Below are 16,569 nucleotides of genomic sequence, written 5' to 3'. Positions count from 1 at the left end.
GTCGCGCATCACTCGGCGTCGGCGGTTTCGCGCGGACCGGGGCTCTTCTTGGCGGCAGCGCGGCCGGTCTTGGCCGCCGTCTTGCCGGCCGGCTTGGGTTCGCGCGGCGCGAATTCAAAGCCGATCTTTCCGTCTTCCTGCCGCACCAGAAAGGCCTTGAACTTGCGGCCATTGCGATTGGAAACGAAATTGGTCAGCAGATCGGTCTTGCCTTCAGCCAATAGCTTGGTCATCTGCTCGCGCGCGATTTCCTGCTGAAGAATGACCTTGCCCGAGCGGAAATCGCAGCGCTTGGCCGGCTGGTTTTCGCAGACGTAATTCATGCCCTGCTCGAATACCTTGCCGCCGCATTTGGGGCAGGCGCCAAGCGCTTCGGCACCCGAGAAATCGACTTCCTCGCCGCCTTCTTCCTCGCCGTCGTTCTGGCCGAAGTCGAATTCAAGCTTGAAGGCATTGCCGGTTTCGGTCTTGAGCGCGTCGTCCGAAACGATGCGCAGAATCGCGGCAAACGGCCGGCCCATCTTCGAGCGAAAGCCTTGCAGCGGACCGATCTCGCGCTTTTCGAGCAGCTCTTCCACTTCAGGAATCTCGAATTGCCGGCCGCCCGGCACTTTCGTCATCGAGAATGAGCATTTGTCGCAGGCAAAGCGCCGGTAGTTTTCCTTGATCGTGCCGCCGCAATTGGGACAGGGCGTATGCAGCGTGGCGTAATCGCCCGGCACGGTATCGCTGTCGTATTCCTTGGCGCGCTTGACGATGAGTTGCGTCATCTGCGCGATTTCGCGCATGAAATCCTCGCGCGCCAATTGGCCGCGCTCCATCTGCGCCAGCTTGTATTCCCATTCGCCGGTCAGTTCCGGATGGGTCAATTCGCTCACACCCAGGCCATGCAACAGCGTCATCAACTGAAAGGCTTTCGCGGTCGGCAGCAGATCGCGGCCGTCGCGCAGCATGTATTTTTCGTTGATGAGGCCTTCGATGATTGCCGCGCGGGTGGCTGGCGTACCCAGCCCCTTTTGCGCCATCGCTTCGCGCAATTCGTCGTCGCCAAGCAATTTTCCAGCGCCTTCCATTGCCGACAGCAGGGTGGCTTCGTTGTAGCGCGCGGGCGGCTTGGTTTGCAGCGCAATTGCCTCGACCTTGTCGGCCAGCGGCTTTTCATTTGCGCCCACCGCTACCAGCGTGGCGTCGTCGCCCTGCTGATCGCGGCCATAAACCGCGAGCCAGCCGGCATTCACCATGACCTTGCCTTCGGTCTTGAAATGATGGTTCTCAATCTTGGTGACGCGGGTGGTCACCATGAATTCGGCCGCCGGGAAAAACACCGCGATGAAACGCTTGACCACCAGGTCGTAGATCTTCTGCTGCACATCGCCGAGCGCCTTGGGCGTCTCAAGCGTGGGGATGATTGCAAAGTGATCGCTGATCTTGGTGTTGTCGAAGATGCGCTTGTTGGGCCGGACGTAATTGCTGTCGAGCGCCTGCTTGCAATGCTTGAAGTAATTGTTCTGGCCGGCCAGCGATTCGAAAGTGGCGCGCACCGTGCCCAGATAATCCTCGGGCAGATGGCGCGAATCGGTCCGCGGATAGGTCAGCACCTTGTGCTTCTCGTACAGCTCCTGCGCGATCGACAGCGTGGTCTTGGCCGAGAAACCAAAGCGCGAATTGGCCTCGCGCTGCAATGAAGTCAGATCGTAGAGCAGCGGCGAAAGCTGGCTCGACGGCTTGGCTTCCTCGGTGACCGTGCCCTGCTTGCCGCGCGTGGCGGCGACGATTTCCTTCGCCTCGGCTTCGGACCAGATGCGGTTGTCGCGCAAATGCTCGGCCTCGGGCGCGGCGGCCAATTTGGCGGCGCGCGCCGTGGCTTCATCCTTCTTGTATTTGGGATCGAACCATTTGCCGTCGTAGGTACCGGCCGCCACGACGAATTCGCCGCGCACTTCCCAGTAATCGCGCGAAACGAAGTTCTTGATCTTCTTTTCGCGTTCGACCACCACCGCCAGCGTCGGCGTCTGCACCCGTCCGACCGTGGTCAGATAGAAACCGCCGCCCTTGCTGTTGAAGGCGGTCATGGCGCGCGTGCCATTGATGCCGACGATCCAGTCGGCTTCGCTGCGGCTGCGCGCGGCATTGGCCAGCGGCAGCATGTCTTCATCGCTGCGCAATTTGCCGAAGCCTTCGCGGATCGCGGCCGGCGTCATCGATTGCAGCCAGAGCCGCTTGACCGGCTGCTTGGCTTTTGCCGATTGCACGATGTAGCGAAAGATCAATTCGCCTTCGCGCCCCGCGTCACAGGCATTGATAAGCGCGGAAACATCCTTGCGGCGAATGAGCTTGCTGAGCAGTTTCAGCCGATCTTCATTCTTGGCGATCGGCTGAAGGCCGAAATCCTTCGGGATGACGGGCAGATGGGTGAAACTCCATTTGCCGCGTTTCGGATCGTCTTCGGCAAAGATTTCGAGCAGATGGCCGACCGCCGACGAAATGATGTATTCGTCCGACTCGAAATAGCCATCGTGCTTGGTGAAACCGCCCAAGGCCTTCGCGATGTCGTTCGCGACCGAGGGCTTTTCGGCAATGATCAGGCTCTTGGACATGGTGAACGCCAGCTCGAAAGAATGGGGGGCACACATCGGCCTGCCCGCAAGGGGGGCCAAGTGTAGGCGGTTTCAAAATTTCGGCACAACGCGGCCATGATGGCAGCGGGTTTCGTCATGCGGTGCTGCGCGGCGGCGTCAGCGGCCGCAGGACTGCCAGAAAGTTGCCGTCGTTGCGGCGCAGTCAGTGCAGTTCGCGCGGCGAACCGTCGTCGAGCAGCTCTTCGAGGATGAGCGCATCGACCTCGGCTTCCTGGCTCCACAGCACCATCAGCACGATGACCTTGAGCTGCTCGGCGCCGACCGGCGAATCGCCGACGGCAAATGCGCGATCGACGATGAGTTCGCGCTGGGCTGCATCGATGACGCCGGCCGATTCAAGAAAGCTGACGAAACCGATGGCATCGGCGCCGAGCTGGTCGAGCTCCCAGTCGGTGTAGACGCGGTGGCCGCCGGACTCGGCCAGCGCGGCAGGCACCGGCGCCGAGCTGGCCTTGGACAGGCCATTGAGCCAGACCAGCGCCTCGTCGATCTCGTCGCGCTCGAATCCGACGGCCGTGAGCTTGCGGGCCAGTACATCGCCTTCCGGACAGGCGCTCGGATTGAAATAGTTCTCGAAGAGATAGATGAGGACGTCGAACATGAAAATGACTCTACCCGCGAAAACCCTGAGCGGCAACCGATGAAAAGACGCCGTTTGGCAGCGTTTCAGGCGATCAAGCCGGACGTTGCAGACGCTGGAAGAAACCGCCCGGCAGCCGCGCGACCAGACCGTCCAGCTCCCAGTCGAGCAGCGCGGCAAGCATGTCGGCGGCGCTTGCATTGCAGCGTTCGGCCAGACCGTCGGCAGTAAACGGCTCGACGCCAGCGAGCGTGAGCCAGGGATGATCGGCGAGCGGACCGGCGGCGGCGTCGCGCCGGTCGGGCGGTTCTTCGCGCGGTTCGGCGGCGTCAGGCACCGGTGCCGGGCGCTGCGCCGCCGCCAGTCCGGCTGCGATGGTGGCGGGCGACAGCGGCTTTCCGGGCCCGGTGCGCCGGCCGCGCCGCCGGGGCTCGGACGCGGCGGCAAAGCCGATCGGCAGCAGCTCGTCAAGGATGTGGCGCGATTCGTCGACCAGCTTGGCGCCGTCGCGGATGAGCTGATGGCAGCCCTTGGACAGCGCGGAATGGATCGAGCCCGGCAGCGCGAACACCTCGCGCCCCTGCTCGGCAGCCTGACGCGCGGTGATGAGCGAGCCCGAGCCGGCCGCCGCCTCGACTACCAGCACGCCGAGCGACAGCCCGGAAATGATGCGATTGCGGCGCGGAAAGCTGGCCTTGTGCACGCCGGTGCCGAGCGGCTGCTCGGACAGGATGAGCCCGCCGGCCGCGATGCGATGGGCGAGCGCCCGGTTGCGCGCCGGATAGACGATGTCGGCGCCGGTGCCGATCACGGCGATGGTCGTGCCGGTTTCGAGCGCGCCTTCATGCGCCGCCGCATCGATGCCGAGCGCCAGCCCCGACACCACCACCAGCCCGGCGCCAGCCAGGTTGGCCGCGAAGCCGCGCGCATTCTCGATGCCCTGGGCCGTGGCATTGCGGCTGCCGACGATGCCGATGGTCGGCTGGGCCAGCAGCGCCAGATTGCCGATGGCCCACAGCAGCGGCGGCGGATCGGCGATGGTGAGCAGCTGCTGCGGATAGTCGGCATCGGCCAGCGTGAGCAGATGGCGGTCGGGCTGCTCGGCCCAGTCGAGCGTGCGCTCGATGAGCGCCTGCGCGTCGGCGTCCGGCGTGGCCGAGAGCGCGCGGGCGAGCTGGTCGCCGGCGCCGCGCACCAGGGCGCCGTGGCCCAGCGCGAAGATCTGCTCGGGCGGACCGAGCGCGGCCAGCAGCTCGCGCGCCGTGACCGCGCCCACGCCCTCGACCGCCATCAGCCGCAGCCAGGCGGCCAGCTCGGCGCGACGCGCCGGCGCCAGCGTCGCCATCGGCGTCAGTCGAGCTTGGAGACGAAGCGGTCGCCGATGCGCGTGGTGTTGGTGGCGCGCAGGATCAGGCCGTAGCTCACGTTGTCGAACACGCGGAACACGAACACGTCGCCATAGGCCTCGTCGGGCAGGCGCACGGTCTCGGGCTTGTCGCCGGTGCGGTCGGTGATGAAACCGCCGTAGCTCAGCAGGCGGAACACATGGCCGCGCTCCACGCCCTGGGCCGCGCCGCGGTTGAGCGAGATGACCATGTTGGTCGCGGCCTGGTCCACGCCGTTGTAGATCGACAGCACGCGGCCATCGATGACCGTGCTGGACTGATGCGGCAGATAGGTGGGGAAGTCGCCGCTCTCGGCCGGCACCAGCCGGTCGCCGACGCGGATTTCCTCGCGCGCTTCCTTGATGCGCAGGGTGGCCGGATCGCCCTGGGCCGCGACGTCGGCGATGCCGCAGTACACCGCCTCCCACGCGATGACCTTGCCGGTCTCAGGATCCTTGAGCGCCGTGGCCGGGCGGAACACCTGCCAGCTGCTGCCGGCACCGGCCGGCATGCCGCGCACATAGACGATGTCATTGGTGCCCATCACCACCCGGCCGTCCTGGGTCGCGACCACGCGCGGCGCGCTCGCCAGCCCGGTCTCGGACACGATCAGCGGGCGATTGAGAAAGGGCTCGATGGCGCTCGGATTGATGCTCGGAATCGCGCCGTCGCCGGCCGCCTGCACGCGGATGTGCGGCGACAGCTTGAGCGTGGCGATGCTGCCCGGCGCCGTGCTCAGGCGCAGCGTGGCGCGCCCGTTGATCTTGTCGAGCACCAGGATCTGGCCCGGATAGATCAGATGCGGATTGCGGATCTGGTCGCGGTTCATGCCCCACAGCTCGGGCCAGCGCCACGGGCTCTTGAGGAACAGGCCCGAGATGCCCCAGAGCGTGTCGCCCTGCTTGATGGTGTAGCTGTCGGGCGCATTGGGCGCCAGCTCCGACAGCGGCACGCCAGCCTGCGCGACCTGGTCGGCCACGCTGCGCTGCTGCGGCGTGATGGGGTAATCGACGGCCGAAACGGTCTGGAAGGAAGCGGCAGCTGCGAGCGCGGCGCCCAGAAGCGCGGTGCTAGACTTTTTCATTCAATCCCTCGGTTCGCGAGCCGGCTTGAGCCCGCGTTGGCGTGAGCCGCAGTTTCCCGCGCGATGGTGTGTTGGGTTGGATCGGAGCTGGCAGCGCCGGCCGCCGTGCAAGGCAGCGAGCGCGCTTGCGGCGCCGCACCGCAGCGACGGGCGGGCGCACGATGCCACGGATCAGCCGCCATGCCGGCGGCCCGGGGCTGAACTGGCGCAAGCGGTGACGCGAAAGGCTGAAGGCATATCGAGACAGCTGAAGGCGGGGGGCGGCGGAATTGCCTGCCAAGCTTCGCGCCCGAACGATTTTGTTGCGATTTTTGTTGAAGATTCTGCCGATAACAGCTTGACGGGGCAATCAATTCCCCCGAACTCGCGTGTTGCATCACACACAAGCCCATGGCACTGCTGACCATCCTCGAATACCCCGATCCGCGCCTGAACAAGGTCGCCAAACCCGTCGCGCAAGTCGACGACCGCATCCGCCAGCTCGTCACCGACATGGCCGAAACCATGTACGACGCGCCCGGCGTGGGCCTCGCCGCGACCCAGGTCGATGTGCATGAGCGGGTCATCGTCATCGACACGTCGGAGCACAAGAACGATCTGCGCGTGCTCATCAATCCGCAGATCGTCGCGGCCAGCGATGAGCTCAAGGTGTGGGAGGAAGGCTGCCTGTCGGTACCCGGCTATTACGACGAGGTGAAGCGACCGGCGCGGGTGCGCGTGCGCGCGCTCGGGCTCGACGGCAAGCCGCATGAATTCGACGCCGACGGGCTGCTGGCGGTCTGCGTGCAGCACGAGATGGACCATCTGCTCGGCAAGGTCTTCGTCGAATACCTGTCGCCGCTCAAGCGCAACCGCGTGAAGGCCAAGATGGCCAAGGCGCAGCGCGAGCGCGGCGGCGGTCGCTGAGCATGCGCATCGTCTTTGCGGGCACGCCCGAATTCGCCGCGACCGCGCTGGCGGCGCTGATCGCCGCCGGCCATCAAATCGCGCTGGTGCTGACGCAGCCCGACCGGCCAGCGGGGCGCGGGATGAAGTTGCAGCCCTCGCCGGTGAAGGCGCTGGCGCTCGCGCACGGCATCGAGGTGTTCCAGCCGGCGACGCTGCGGCCCGAACATGCGCGGCTGGGTGCCGAGGGCGCCGAGGCGCAGCGCCGGCTGGCGGCAGCGTTCGGCAAGGCAGGCAGCGACGCCGCCGCGACGCCTGCCGACGTGATGATCGTGGCCGCCTACGGCCTGATCCTGCCGCAGGCGGTGCTCGACCTGCCGACGCGCGGCTGTCTCAACATCCATGCCTCGCTGCTGCCGCGCTGGCGCGGCGCGGCGCCGATCCACCGCGCGATCGAGGCGGGCGACGCCGAAACCGGCATCACGATCATGCAGATGGACGCCGGCCTCGACACCGGCGCGATGCTGCTGGAGCGTCGGCTCGCCATCGGCGCCGACGAGTCCACCGGCCAGCTGCACGACCGGCTCGCGGCGCTCGGCGGCGAAGCCATCGTCGCGGCGCTGGCGCAGCTCGACAGCCTCGTGCCGGTGCCGCAGCCGGCCGACGGCGTGACCTACGCCGCCAAGATCGCCAAGGCCGAGGCCGCCATCGACTTCGCCGAACCGGCCGCGACGATTGCGCGCCGCATCCGCGCCTTCGATCCCTTCCCGGGCGCGAGCGCCGAGTGCGACGGCGTGGCGATCAAGCTCTGGGCCGCAACGGCGCTCGACGACGCAGCGGCGCATGCCAGCGCCGGCCAGCACGGCGCTGCCAGCAACGCCCCCGGCAGCATCCTCGCCGCCGACGCGAGCGGCGTGGTCATCGCCTGTGGCAGCGGCGCGCTGCGCGTGACCGCGCTGCAAAAGCCCGGCGGCAAGCGCCTCGCCGCGCGCGACTTCCTCGCCGGCCATGCGCTCGCGCCGGGCCAGCGCTTCGTGTCCGCCGCGCGGAGCCCCGCATGAGCGGCCTCGGCGTGGTCGACCTCGGCTGGTTCATGGTCGCGGTGATGATGCTCAACCTCACGCCCGGGCCCGACACCGCCTTCATCGTGGGGCGCAGCCTGGCGCACGGGCCGCGCGCCGGCGTGGTCAGCGCGCTCGGCATTTCGCTTGGCTGCTGCGCGCATGTGCTGCTCGCGGCCTTCGGGCTGACGGCCATCGTCGCGGCCTCGGCGACGGCGTTCACGGTCATCAAGCTCGCTGGCGCGGCCTATCTGATCTGGCTCGGGCTACGCATGCTGCTGGCGCGCGAGGACAAGGCGCCGGCGACGGGCAGCACTGCGGCCACAGACGGCGCACGGCACACGGCGGTACAAGACCAGACCGCCGCGCCGCTCCAGCTCGCCAGCGCCCGCACCGCCGTCCTCCTGCGCCAGGCGATGCTGACCAACCTGCTCAATCCCAAGGTGGTGGTGTTCTTCCTGTCGTTCTTCCCGCAGTTCGTGGCGCCGGCCGCGCCGTCCAAGGCGCTGGCCTTCGTGGCGCTGGGCGTGGTGTTCGTGCTGATGAGCACGGTCTACAACGCGGCGGTCGGCTGGAGCGCCGGCGCGCTGGTGCGGGCGCTGGGCAGCAAGCCCGGCCTCGGGCGCTGGCTCGGCCGGGGCGTCGGCGCCGGCTTTGTCGCGCTTGGTTGCAAACTCGCGCTGACTCCGAGGCATTGAAACCACTCGGTACGTTGAAAGCGCCCAGCGGCCCGGCATCTAATGCGGGCGCCCGCAAATCCGTCCGCGCGCGCCGTCAACGCAGGAGTGCCTCATGTTCAATTACCTGAAGACCGCCGTGCTCATGGCCGGCATCGTCGCGCTGTTCATGGCGATCGGTGCCGTGCTGGGTGGCCGCCAGGGCATGCTGATCGCGCTGGTCGTGGCGGTCGGCATGAACTTCTTCAGCTACTGGTACAGCGACCAGCTGGTGCTGAAGATGTACAACGCACGCGAAGTCGACGCCGCCTCGGCGCCGCGCTTTTACGCCATCGTGGCCGATCTGGCCGGACGCGCCGGGCTGCCGATGCCGCGCGTCTATCTCATCGACGAAGCCTCGCCCAACGCCTTCGCGACCGGCCGCGATCCCGAGAACGCCGCCGTCGCCGCGACCACCGGCATCCTGAGCGTGCTCACCGAGCGCGAACTGCGCGGCGTGATGGCCCATGAGCTGGCCCATGTGCAGCACCGCGACATTCTCATCAGCACGGTCAGCGCCACCATGGCCGGCGCGATCTCGATGCTGGCCAACTTCGCGGTGTTCTTCGGCGGGCGCGACCATGAAGGCCGGCCGACCAACCCGATCGCCGGCATCCTGGTGATGTTCCTGGCGCCGATCGCCGCCAGCCTGATCCAGATGGCGATCAGCCGCGCGCGCGAATTCGAAGCCGACCGGGGCGGCGCCGAGATCAGCGGCGATCCGCAGGCGCTGGCCGCCGCCCTCGAAAAAATCCATCGGTATGCCCAGGGCATGCCGCTCCAGACCACCGAAGCGCATCCGGAGACAGCGCAGATGATGATCATGAATCCGCTCTCGGGCGGCGGGCTGTCCGGCCTGTTCAGCACCCACCCGTCCACCGAGGAACGCATCGCGCGCCTCATGGAAATGCAGCGCAGCGGGGTCTACCCGGCTTGAGTACCCAGCGCCCACCCGCCCGGGCCGCGCAAGCGCGCCGCCCGGCACATCGCAAGCCCCATCAGCCCGCGAATTCCGCGGGCTTGTCGTCTTCGGACGGCCAATCCGGCACCGCCCGCGCGCCGGCCGCCCGAGCGCATCGCCCGACCGCCGCCGAGGCTGGCCGCGCGCGCATCAGCGCGGCGGTGAATCCCGGCACACTGGCCGGCCAGATCGCGCTCGCGGCGCAGATCTCGACCGCCGTGCGCGCCGGCAGCGCGCTGCCGCAGGCGCTCGCCGCGCTGGTGGTCGAAGCCCGGCTCGATGCCGCCGCGCGCGGCGCGGTGCAGGACATCGCCTATCGCACCATGCGCGAGCGCGGTCTGGCCGACGGCCTGATCGACCGCCTCGCCAGCCGCCGCCCGCCGGCCGAGCTGCGCGAGCTGCTGGTCGTGGCGCTCGCGCTCGCGGTGCAGGCCGACGCGCCCTATGCCGAGCACACCCTGGTCGACCAGACGGTCGAAGCCGCCAAGCCCGGCGAGCGCGGCTTCGTCAACGCGGTGCTGCGGCGCTTTCTGCGCGAACGCGCGGCGCTGCTCGACGCCGCCCGCCAGCGCCCCGAAGCGCGCTGGAACCTGCCGCGCTGGTGGCTCGACCGGCTGCGCGGCGCCTATCCCGAACGCTGGCAGGCCATCGCCGACGCCGGCCTGCTGCCGCCGCCGATGACGCTGCGCGTCAACCTGTCGCAAGGCACGCGCGACGCCTATCTGGCGCGGCTGGCCGAAGCCGGCATCGGCGCCGAGGCACTCGCCACCGCGCCGGGCGCGATCCGCTTGCAGCATCCGGTCGGCGTCGCCGCCCTGCCCGGCTTTGAAAGCGGCGCCGTGTCGGTGCAGGACGCCGGCGCCCAACTGGCCGCGCCGCTGCTCGATCCGCAGCCCGGCGAGCGCGTGCTCGACGCCTGCGCCGCGCCCGGCGGCAAGACCGCGCACCTGCTGGAGCTGGCCGACTGCGAGCTGCTCGCGCTCGACATCGATCCCGAGCGCCTGGCCCGCGTGGAGGAAAACCTCGCCCGCCTCGGCCGTCGCGCGCAGACCCGCGCCGCCAGCGCCGACCGCCCGGCCGACTGGTGGGACGGCCGGCCGTTCGACCGCATCCTGGCCGACGTGCCCTGCACCGCCAGCGGCATCGTGCGGCGCCATGCCGACATCCGCTGGCTGCGCCGCGAAGCCGATGTCGACCAGCTCGCAACACTCGCCGCCGGCATCCTCGACGCGCTTTGGCCGCTGCTGAAACCGGGTGGTAGATTCGTTTTCTCCACCTGCTCCGTCTTCCCGCAGGAAGGCGAGCGCCAGCTTCAGCGCTTCCTCGACCGTCATCCCGACGCCAGCGTCCTGCCCGCTCCGGGCCAGCTGCTCCCCACCGCCAACACCGCCCCTGCACAGTCCGATGACCACGACGGCTTTTATTACGCGCTGCTCCAGAAGCGCGCGCCGTCGGGCGGCGAATGAACCGGCCCAGCCCGGCCGGCGCCGCGCCTTGCGCGCGCTGATCGCGCTGCCGGCGCTGGCCGGCGGGCTCGGGCTGGCGCAGCCGGCGCGCGCCGACGGCATCGAGAACCGGCTGGCGCGCATCGAGCTGCTCGAAGACGGCTGGGTGCTGCAAAGCGAGCACGACGTCGAGCTGACGCCGGTGCTGGTCGAGGCGGTGCAGCGCGGCCTCGCGCTGTGGTTCATCACCGAACTTGAAGTGACCCGGCGGCGCTGGTACTGGCTCGACCAGACCGTGGTGTCGGCCCAGCTCGCCAGCCGCCTGTCCTACAACGCCATGACGCGGCAATACCGGCTCGGCGTCGGCGCGGCGGCGCCCGGCCATGGCGCGCTCACGCTGCGCTTCGACACGCTCGAAGAAGCGCTGCGCACGCTCGGCCGGGTGCGCGACTGGCGGCTCGGCGATGCAAGCCTGCTGCGCCACGGCGAACGCTACTCGGCGGCGCTGCGGCTGCGGCTCGACCAGGGCCAGCTGCCCAAGCCGTTCCAGCTCAACGCCATCACCGGGCGCGACTGGCACATCGCGTCGGAGTGGACCCGCTTCGACTTCGTGGCCTGAGCCTGCCGATGCCGCCCGCCGCGCCCACGCCCGTTCCGGCCCGCCCGCCGGCCGACACGCCACCGCCCGATCCCAAGGCCGACGATCCGGCCCGGCGCGCCGCCCGCGCCGCCAAGCGGCGCCGCACGCTGCGCTATCTGAGCGTGGCCTTCGCCGGCTTCGGCGGCGTGATCTTTTTTCTGTATGTGACGGCGGCGTCCAACTCCGCCTTCTTCAACCGCAACTACACGACGCTGCTCTACGCCAACCTGGGGCTGCTGGCGGTGCTGGCGGCGGCGGTGGTGTGGCTCGGCTTCCGGCTCTGGCAGCGCCATCGGCGGCGCCGCTTCGGCGCGCGGCTGATGGCGCGCATGGCGCTCACGCTCGGGCTGGTCGGCGTGCTGCCGGGCGTGCTCATCTACACCGTGTCGGTGCAGTTTCTGGCGCGCAGCCTGGAGTCGTGGTTCAACGTGCGGGTCGACAGCGCACTCGAGGCCGGCGTGCGGCTCGGCCAGGCCTCGCTCGATGCGCTGCGCAGCGATCTGGTCAACAAGGCGCACGACGCGGCGCTGGAGCTGGCCGACGCCTCGGTCTCGGGCCGCGCCGCCCTGCTGAGCCGGCTGCGCGACCAGACCCAGGCCGCCGATGCGGTGCTGTTCACCGCCAGCGGCCGGGTGCTGGCCACGGCCGGCGGCGGTCTGCTACTGGCGCCCGACCTGCCCGCGCGCGAAACCCTGGCCCGGCTGCGCGTCGCGCCCACGCTGTCGACCATCGAGGGCGACGATCCGGCCGACGGCGCGGCCCAGCCGCTGCGGCTGCGCGTCATCGTGCCGGTGCCGGCCAGCGCCGGCGCCCAGTTCGCCGCGCCGGCCGACGACGTTTACTTGCAGATCGTGCAGCTGGTGCCCGACAGCCTGGCCGACAACGCCAAGGCGGTCACCGCCGTGTACCAGGACTACCGCGAGCTGGCGCTGGCGCGCGAAGGCCTCGGCAAGGTCTACACCGTGGCGCTCACGCTCACCGTGCTGCTCGCAGCCTTCGCGGCGATGGTGTCGGCGCTGGTGCTGGCCAATCGCTTCGCGCGCCCGCTCGCCGCGCTGGCCGAAGGCACGCGCGCCGTCGCCGAGGGTGATTTCACGCCGCTGCCCGAGCCCGGCACGCGCGACGAGATCGCCGCGCTCACCCAATCCTTCAACCAGATGACGGCCCAGCTCGCCGACGCCCGCGCCGCCGTCGACGCGCGCGAAGCCGAACTCGCGCGTGCCAACGCCTATCTGTCGAGCCTGCTCGCCAACATCTCGGCCGGCGTGCTGGTGTTCGACGAACGGCTGCGGCTGATGAGCGCCAACCCCGCCGCCGAGACCATCGTCGGCACGCCGCTCAGCCTGCGCATCGGCACCGCGCTGCTGGCGCTGCCGGTGCTCGACCGCATCGCCGACGGCGTGCGCGACGCCTTCGCCGCCGCCGACAGCCGCGAGCCCTGGCAGGCGCAATTCCAGATCGAGCGCGACGGCGCGCCCGACCTCGCGCTGCTGGCGCGCGGCTCGCGCCTCGTCACCGCCGACGGCACGCTGCTGGTGATGGTGTTCGACGACATCTCCGACATGCTCTCGGCCCAGCGCGCGCTGGCCTGGGGCGAGGTGGCCCGGCGGCTCGCGCACGAGATCAAGAATCCGCTCACGCCGATCCAGCTCTCGGCCGAGCGGCTGGAGCACAAGCTCGCCGCCAAGCTCGGCCCCGAGGATGCCGCCGTGCTCAGCAAGGGCGCGCGCACCATCGTCACCCAGGTGGCGGCGCTCAAGCACATGGTCGACGAGTTCCGCGAATACGCCCGGCTGCCGCCGACCACGCTGGCCGCCGTCGATCTCAACCGGCTCATCGAGGAGGTGGCCGCGCTCTACGGCGGCGTCGAGGCGCGCTTCGAGCTGGCGCCCGACCTGCCGCCCATCCTCGGCGACGCCGGCCAGCTGCGCCAGGTCATCCACAACCTGCTGCAGAACGCCCAGGACGCGGTCGCCGCGCGGGTCGCCGAATCGGGCCCGATCCCCGTCCAGCCGGGCGACGACGGGGCGCATATCGTGGTGAAAACCGAGGCGCTACAATTCGCCGCGTCCGACCGGGCTGAAAAGTTGGGCGTCAGGCTTCAGGTCCGTGACAGGGGAACCGGTTTCAATCCCCGAATCGCGGCGCGCATCTTCGAGCCTTACGTCACCAACAAGCCGCGCGGCACCGGCCTCGGACTCGCCATCGTCCGCAAGATCGCGGAGGAGCACGGCGCCCGCATCGAGGCCGGCAATGCCGACAGCGGCGGCGCGATCGTGACCTTGTTTTTCACCAGACTCGCGGTTGCGCAGTCTTGATTCAGTTTTCCCCGCCGTCTCGCGCCGACGGCAGCGGGAGAGTCGGCAGGATCTAATTACATGGCCAACATTCTTGTCGTGGACGACGAAATCGGAATCCGCGAACTGCTGTCGGAAATTCTCGGTGACGAAGGCCACGTTGTGTTCACCGCCGAGAACGCCGCCCGGGCGCGCGACATCCGGCAGGAAGAGCGCATCGACCTCGTCTTGCTCGACATCTGGATGCCCGAGTGCGATGGCGTCACCCTGCTCAAGGAGTGGGGCGCGCAGCAGCTGCTGACCATGCCGGTCATCATGATGAGCGGTCACGCCACCATCGATACCGCGGTCGAGGCAACCCGCTACGGCGCACTCGATTTCCTGGAAAAGCCCGTCACCATGCAAAAACTGCTGGCGGCGGTACAGAAGGGATTGCAGCGCGGCCAGATGCTGCGCATCGCGCATCCGGCGCAATCGGCGCTCGCGCCGGTGCAGCTGGGCACGGTGCCGAGCGGCTCGGTGCAGCTCGAATCGCAGGCGAGCGTGCCGCTGCCGCGCAGCATCTCGCCGAGCCTGCCGGTCGAGGCCGCGCCGCTGGTCAATCTCGATCAGCCGCTGCGCGATGCGCGCGACGAGTTCGAGCGGCTCTACTTCGAGCATCACCTGGCCAAGGAGCACGGCAGCATGACGCGCGTGGCCGAGCGCACCGGACTCGAACGCACCCACCTGTACCGCAAGCTCAAGCAGCTGGGCGTGGAGCTTGGCCGCGGCACCCGCCGCATCGGCGCCGCGCGCGAGGCGGCCAATGCCGCCGCCGATCGTGGCGGCTATGACGACGGCCTCGCCGGCGAGCTGAAGTACGCCGCGCTCGGCGGCAGCAAGTCCTGACGCCAGTCGCGCTGTACACGCGGGCCGAAACCGGCCCGCTGCTTGCCGACTGGCGCGCCCGCCCGCCGGGCCAGCGCTGGACCTTCCTCTTCGACGGCGCGCTCGCCGCACCGTCCGACATCGCCGACGCCGTCGGCAGCGACTCCCAGCTTCACGCCATTGCCGGCTGCGCCTGTTGCAGCGGCCGCATGGCGCTGCGCGTCGCGCTCACGCGGCTGCTGCGCGGCCGGCCCGACCGCATCGCGCTGGTCATCGCCGACGCCGCCCATCTGGGCGCCGTGCTCGACCTGCTTGCGGGCCCGGAGTTGCGCAATCACGCAAACGTCATGCGCCAGCCCTGTCCACCCCTTTGAGGCGCGGGGTTGAAGCGGTTCAAGCTAGCCGCATCTAGGCCGTAACACAGGCAATGACCCACCTGAATTCGACCCTCGGGTCATGGGAGTCCGCATGAACCTCATCTACAACAGCGATCTGTATTGCGTCGTCGAGTTCGCGCTCGGCGCCGCCGATCCGCAGCCCGTCGAGGGCGCGCCCGAAGTGCGCAAGCTCGGCGGCTACGAAATCATGGACAAGGTCGGACGGCGCGAGATCTACCTCGCCGGCGCGATGGCCGAACGCTTCCGCCGCGACGTCGACCAGCTCATCGCGAGCGAGCCGACCATGGACGACATCGACGAATTCCTGGGCCGCTTCAAGCCGATCATGGCCCAGCCGGTCGCGCTGCACTGAGCGCGAAGCTCCGCGGGCGTCCCAGCCCGCGACGGCCCTGTCCCTGATGACGGGCCCACACCGCCCGCCGCGTCGCAAGACCCGGCGGGCGGTGCCATTTCAGGCCCGGCCGCTAGAATCGCCGACCCGTCCCGGCGCCGCCGGCACCGCCCTCGCCTTCACGCATCGCCCCAGCCATGACCGCTCCCGACCTCGCCGCCCGCCTTGCCGACGCCATGTCGCGCCGCATCCTCGTCCTCGATGGCGCGATGGGCACGATGATCCAGCGCTACAAGCTCGACGAGGCGGCCTATCGCGGCGAGCGCTTTGCCAGCTGGCAGCCGGCCGACCTCGAAGCCGGCAAGCAGCTCTTCCTCAAGGGCAACAACGATCTGCTGGTGCTGACCCAGCCGCAGGTCATCGGCGAGATCCATGAGCAATATCTGGCCGCCGGCGCCGACCTGATCGAGACCAACACCTTCGGCGCCACCTCGGTGGCCCAGGCCGACTACCACATGGCCGACCTGGCCTACGAGATGAACCTGGCCGCCGCCAGGATTGCGCGCGCCGCCGCCGACAAGTTCTCCACGCCCGACCAGCCGCGCTTCGTGGCCGGCGCGCTCGGCCCCACGCCCAAGACCGCCTCGATCTCGCCCGACGTGAACGACCCGGGCGCGCGCAACGTCAGCTTCGACGAGCTGGTCGCCGCCTATCACGAACAGGCGCGCGGTCTGTGGGACGGCGGTGCGGATTTGTTTCTGGTCGAAACCATCTTCGACACGCTCAACGCCAAGGCGGCGCTGTTCGCCATCGACCAGCTGTTCGAGGAACGCGGCGCGCGGCTGCCGATCATGATTTCGGGCACGGTCACCGATGCGTCGGGGCGCATTCTTTCGGGCCAGACCGTCGCGGCCTTCTGGCATTCGGTGCTGCATGCGCGGCCGATCACCATCGGTCTCAACTGCGCGCTCGGCGCGGCGCTGATGCGGCCCTACATCGCCGAGCTGAGCAAGATCGCCGACACGCACGTCTGCGTGTATCCCAATGCCGGCCTGCCCAATCCGATGAGCGACACCGGCTTCGACGAGACGCCCGACATCACGGCGCGGCTGCTGAAGGAATTTGCCGAAGCCGGCTTCGTGAACATTGCCGGCGGCTGCTGCGGCACCACGCCGGCGCACATCGCGGCGATTGCGGCCGCGGTGAAGGGCGTGGCGCCGCGGGCGGTCATTCACACCCGCTGAACGCGAGACGCCGGAAACAACCGGCGCCCTCGCACC

General features: G+C 69.1%; 15 protein-coding genes. 11 read left to right on the top strand and 4 right to left on the bottom strand.

The window, feature by feature from the left end:
* Nucleotides 1-8 precede the first annotated feature (8 nt).
* The 4 genes from B9P64_RS19965 to B9P64_RS19950 all read right to left on the bottom strand — a co-directional run bounded on the left by B9P64_RS19965 (nucleotide 9) and on the right by B9P64_RS19950 (nucleotide 5,688).
* Nucleotides 9-2,597 carry a DNA topoisomerase III gene (locus B9P64_RS19965; protein ID WP_085317928.1) on the bottom strand — a complete coding sequence of 863 codons (2,589 nt, stop codon included), beginning with the start codon at nucleotides 2,595-2,597 and terminating at the stop codon, nucleotides 9-11.
* Nucleotides 2,598-2,781: 184 nt separating this feature from the next.
* Entirely contained in the window at nucleotides 2,782-3,240 is a 459-nt protein-coding gene (locus tag B9P64_RS19960; RefSeq protein WP_085317927.1) for a DUF494 family protein, read from the bottom strand.
* A 73-nt stretch (nucleotides 3,241-3,313) separates the two neighbouring features.
* Nucleotides 3,314-4,564, bottom strand: a complete 1,251-nt coding sequence (gene dprA, locus B9P64_RS19955; protein ID WP_085317926.1) for a DNA-processing protein DprA — start codon at nucleotides 4,562-4,564, stop codon at nucleotides 3,314-3,316.
* 5 nt (nucleotides 4,565-4,569) lie between these two features.
* Nucleotides 4,570-5,688, bottom strand: a complete 1,119-nt coding sequence (locus tag B9P64_RS19950) for a LysM peptidoglycan-binding domain-containing protein (RefSeq protein ID WP_085317925.1) — start codon at nucleotides 5,686-5,688, stop codon at nucleotides 4,570-4,572.
* A 390-nt stretch (nucleotides 5,689-6,078) separates the two neighbouring features.
* Here B9P64_RS19950 and def point away from each other — a divergent pair, with 390 nt between their 5' ends.
* The 11 genes from def to B9P64_RS19900 all read left to right on the top strand — a co-directional run bounded on the left by def (nucleotide 6,079) and on the right by B9P64_RS19900 (nucleotide 16,533).
* Nucleotides 6,079-6,594, top strand: a complete 516-nt coding sequence (gene def, locus B9P64_RS19945; protein WP_085317924.1) for a peptide deformylase — start codon at nucleotides 6,079-6,081, stop codon at nucleotides 6,592-6,594.
* A gap of 2 nt (nucleotides 6,595-6,596) precedes the next feature.
* Nucleotides 6,597-7,634 (top strand): methionyl-tRNA formyltransferase, encoded by a 1,038-nt coding sequence (gene fmt, locus B9P64_RS19940; RefSeq protein WP_085317923.1) that lies wholly within the window; start codon nucleotides 6,597-6,599, stop codon nucleotides 7,632-7,634.
* Nucleotides 7,631-8,332 (top strand): LysE family translocator, encoded by a 702-nt coding sequence (locus B9P64_RS19935; protein ID WP_085317922.1) that lies wholly within the window; start codon nucleotides 7,631-7,633, stop codon nucleotides 8,330-8,332. The genes fmt and B9P64_RS19935 overlap by 4 nt, the downstream gene beginning before the upstream one ends.
* Nucleotides 8,333-8,426: 94 nt before the next feature.
* Nucleotides 8,427-9,287, top strand: a complete 861-nt coding sequence (gene htpX / locus B9P64_RS19930) for a zinc metalloprotease HtpX (protein WP_085317921.1) — start codon at nucleotides 8,427-8,429, stop codon at nucleotides 9,285-9,287.
* A 185-nt stretch (nucleotides 9,288-9,472) separates the two neighbouring features.
* Nucleotides 9,473-10,777 (top strand): 16S rRNA (cytosine(967)-C(5))-methyltransferase RsmB, encoded by a 1,305-nt coding sequence (rsmB, locus tag B9P64_RS19925; RefSeq protein WP_139826426.1) that lies wholly within the window; start codon nucleotides 9,473-9,475, stop codon nucleotides 10,775-10,777.
* Nucleotides 10,778-10,805: 28 nt separating this feature from the next.
* A complete protein-coding gene (locus B9P64_RS19920; protein ID WP_217808724.1) occupies nucleotides 10,806-11,375 on the top strand; it encodes a DUF4390 domain-containing protein in 570 nt (189 codons plus the stop codon).
* An 8-nt stretch (nucleotides 11,376-11,383) separates the two neighbouring features.
* Nucleotides 11,384-13,714: a sensor histidine kinase gene (locus B9P64_RS19915; RefSeq protein WP_085317918.1), complete on the top strand. Its 2,331-nt coding sequence runs from the start codon at nucleotides 11,384-11,386 to the stop codon at nucleotides 13,712-13,714.
* A gap of 60 nt (nucleotides 13,715-13,774) precedes the next feature.
* Nucleotides 13,775-14,581, top strand: a complete 807-nt coding sequence (locus B9P64_RS19910; protein WP_085317917.1) for a response regulator — start codon at nucleotides 13,775-13,777, stop codon at nucleotides 14,579-14,581.
* A gap of 188 nt (nucleotides 14,582-14,769) precedes the next feature.
* Nucleotides 14,770-14,934 carry a hypothetical protein gene (locus tag B9P64_RS25820; protein ID WP_176256910.1) on the top strand — a complete coding sequence of 55 codons (165 nt, stop codon included), beginning with the start codon at nucleotides 14,770-14,772 and terminating at the stop codon, nucleotides 14,932-14,934.
* 94 nt (nucleotides 14,935-15,028) lie between these two features.
* The gene (locus B9P64_RS19905; RefSeq protein ID WP_085317916.1) at nucleotides 15,029-15,310 is read left to right on the top strand and encodes a BTH_I0359 family protein; all 282 of its coding nucleotides are present in this window, start codon (nucleotides 15,029-15,031) and stop codon (nucleotides 15,308-15,310) included.
* A gap of 176 nt (nucleotides 15,311-15,486) precedes the next feature.
* Nucleotides 15,487-16,533 carry a homocysteine S-methyltransferase family protein gene (locus B9P64_RS19900; protein ID WP_085317915.1) on the top strand — a complete coding sequence of 349 codons (1,047 nt, stop codon included), beginning with the start codon at nucleotides 15,487-15,489 and terminating at the stop codon, nucleotides 16,531-16,533.
* The last annotated feature ends 36 nt before the right edge of the window (nucleotides 16,534-16,569 follow it).

The organism is Derxia lacustris (assembly GCF_002105195.1).
Taxonomy (GTDB): Bacteria; Pseudomonadota; Gammaproteobacteria; order Burkholderiales; family Burkholderiaceae_E; genus Derxia; species Derxia lacustris.
Note: the sequence above shows the minus strand (reverse complement) of the source record. Positions and strands in the feature narration are given on the sequence as shown.

What these genes read in the sequence shown, in the direction of transcription:
- fmt (WP_085317923.1), top strand. Translation starts at nt 6,597, where the DNA reads ATGCGCATCGTCTTTGCGGGCACGCCCGAATTCGCCGCGACCGCGCTG.
- B9P64_RS19905 (WP_085317916.1), top strand. Translation starts at nt 15,029, where the DNA reads ATGAACCTCATCTACAACAGCGATCTGTATTGCGTCGTCGAGTTCGCG.
- B9P64_RS19900 (WP_085317915.1), top strand. Translation starts at nt 15,487, where the DNA reads ATGACCGCTCCCGACCTCGCCGCCCGCCTTGCCGACGCCATGTCGCGC.
- B9P64_RS25820 (WP_176256910.1), top strand. Translation starts at nt 14,770, where the DNA reads ATGGCGCTGCGCGTCGCGCTCACGCGGCTGCTGCGCGGCCGGCCCGAC.
- B9P64_RS19915 (WP_085317918.1), top strand. Translation starts at nt 11,384, where the DNA reads ATGCCGCCCGCCGCGCCCACGCCCGTTCCGGCCCGCCCGCCGGCCGAC.
- htpX (WP_085317921.1), top strand. Translation starts at nt 8,427, where the DNA reads ATGTTCAATTACCTGAAGACCGCCGTGCTCATGGCCGGCATCGTCGCG.
- B9P64_RS19965 (WP_085317928.1), bottom strand. Translation starts at nt 2,597, where the DNA reads ATGTCCAAGAGCCTGATCATTGCCGAAAAGCCCTCGGTCGCGAACGAC.
- B9P64_RS19935 (WP_085317922.1), top strand. Translation starts at nt 7,631, where the DNA reads ATGAGCGGCCTCGGCGTGGTCGACCTCGGCTGGTTCATGGTCGCGGTG.
- dprA (WP_085317926.1), bottom strand. Translation starts at nt 4,564, where the DNA reads ATGGCGACGCTGGCGCCGGCGCGTCGCGCCGAGCTGGCCGCCTGGCTG.
- B9P64_RS19960 (WP_085317927.1), bottom strand. Translation starts at nt 3,240, where the DNA reads ATGTTCGACGTCCTCATCTATCTCTTCGAGAACTATTTCAATCCGAGC.
- B9P64_RS19910 (WP_085317917.1), top strand. Translation starts at nt 13,775, where the DNA reads ATGGCCAACATTCTTGTCGTGGACGACGAAATCGGAATCCGCGAACTG.
- B9P64_RS19950 (WP_085317925.1), bottom strand. Translation starts at nt 5,688, where the DNA reads ATGAAAAAGTCTAGCACCGCGCTTCTGGGCGCCGCGCTCGCAGCTGCC.
- def (WP_085317924.1), top strand. Translation starts at nt 6,079, where the DNA reads ATGGCACTGCTGACCATCCTCGAATACCCCGATCCGCGCCTGAACAAG.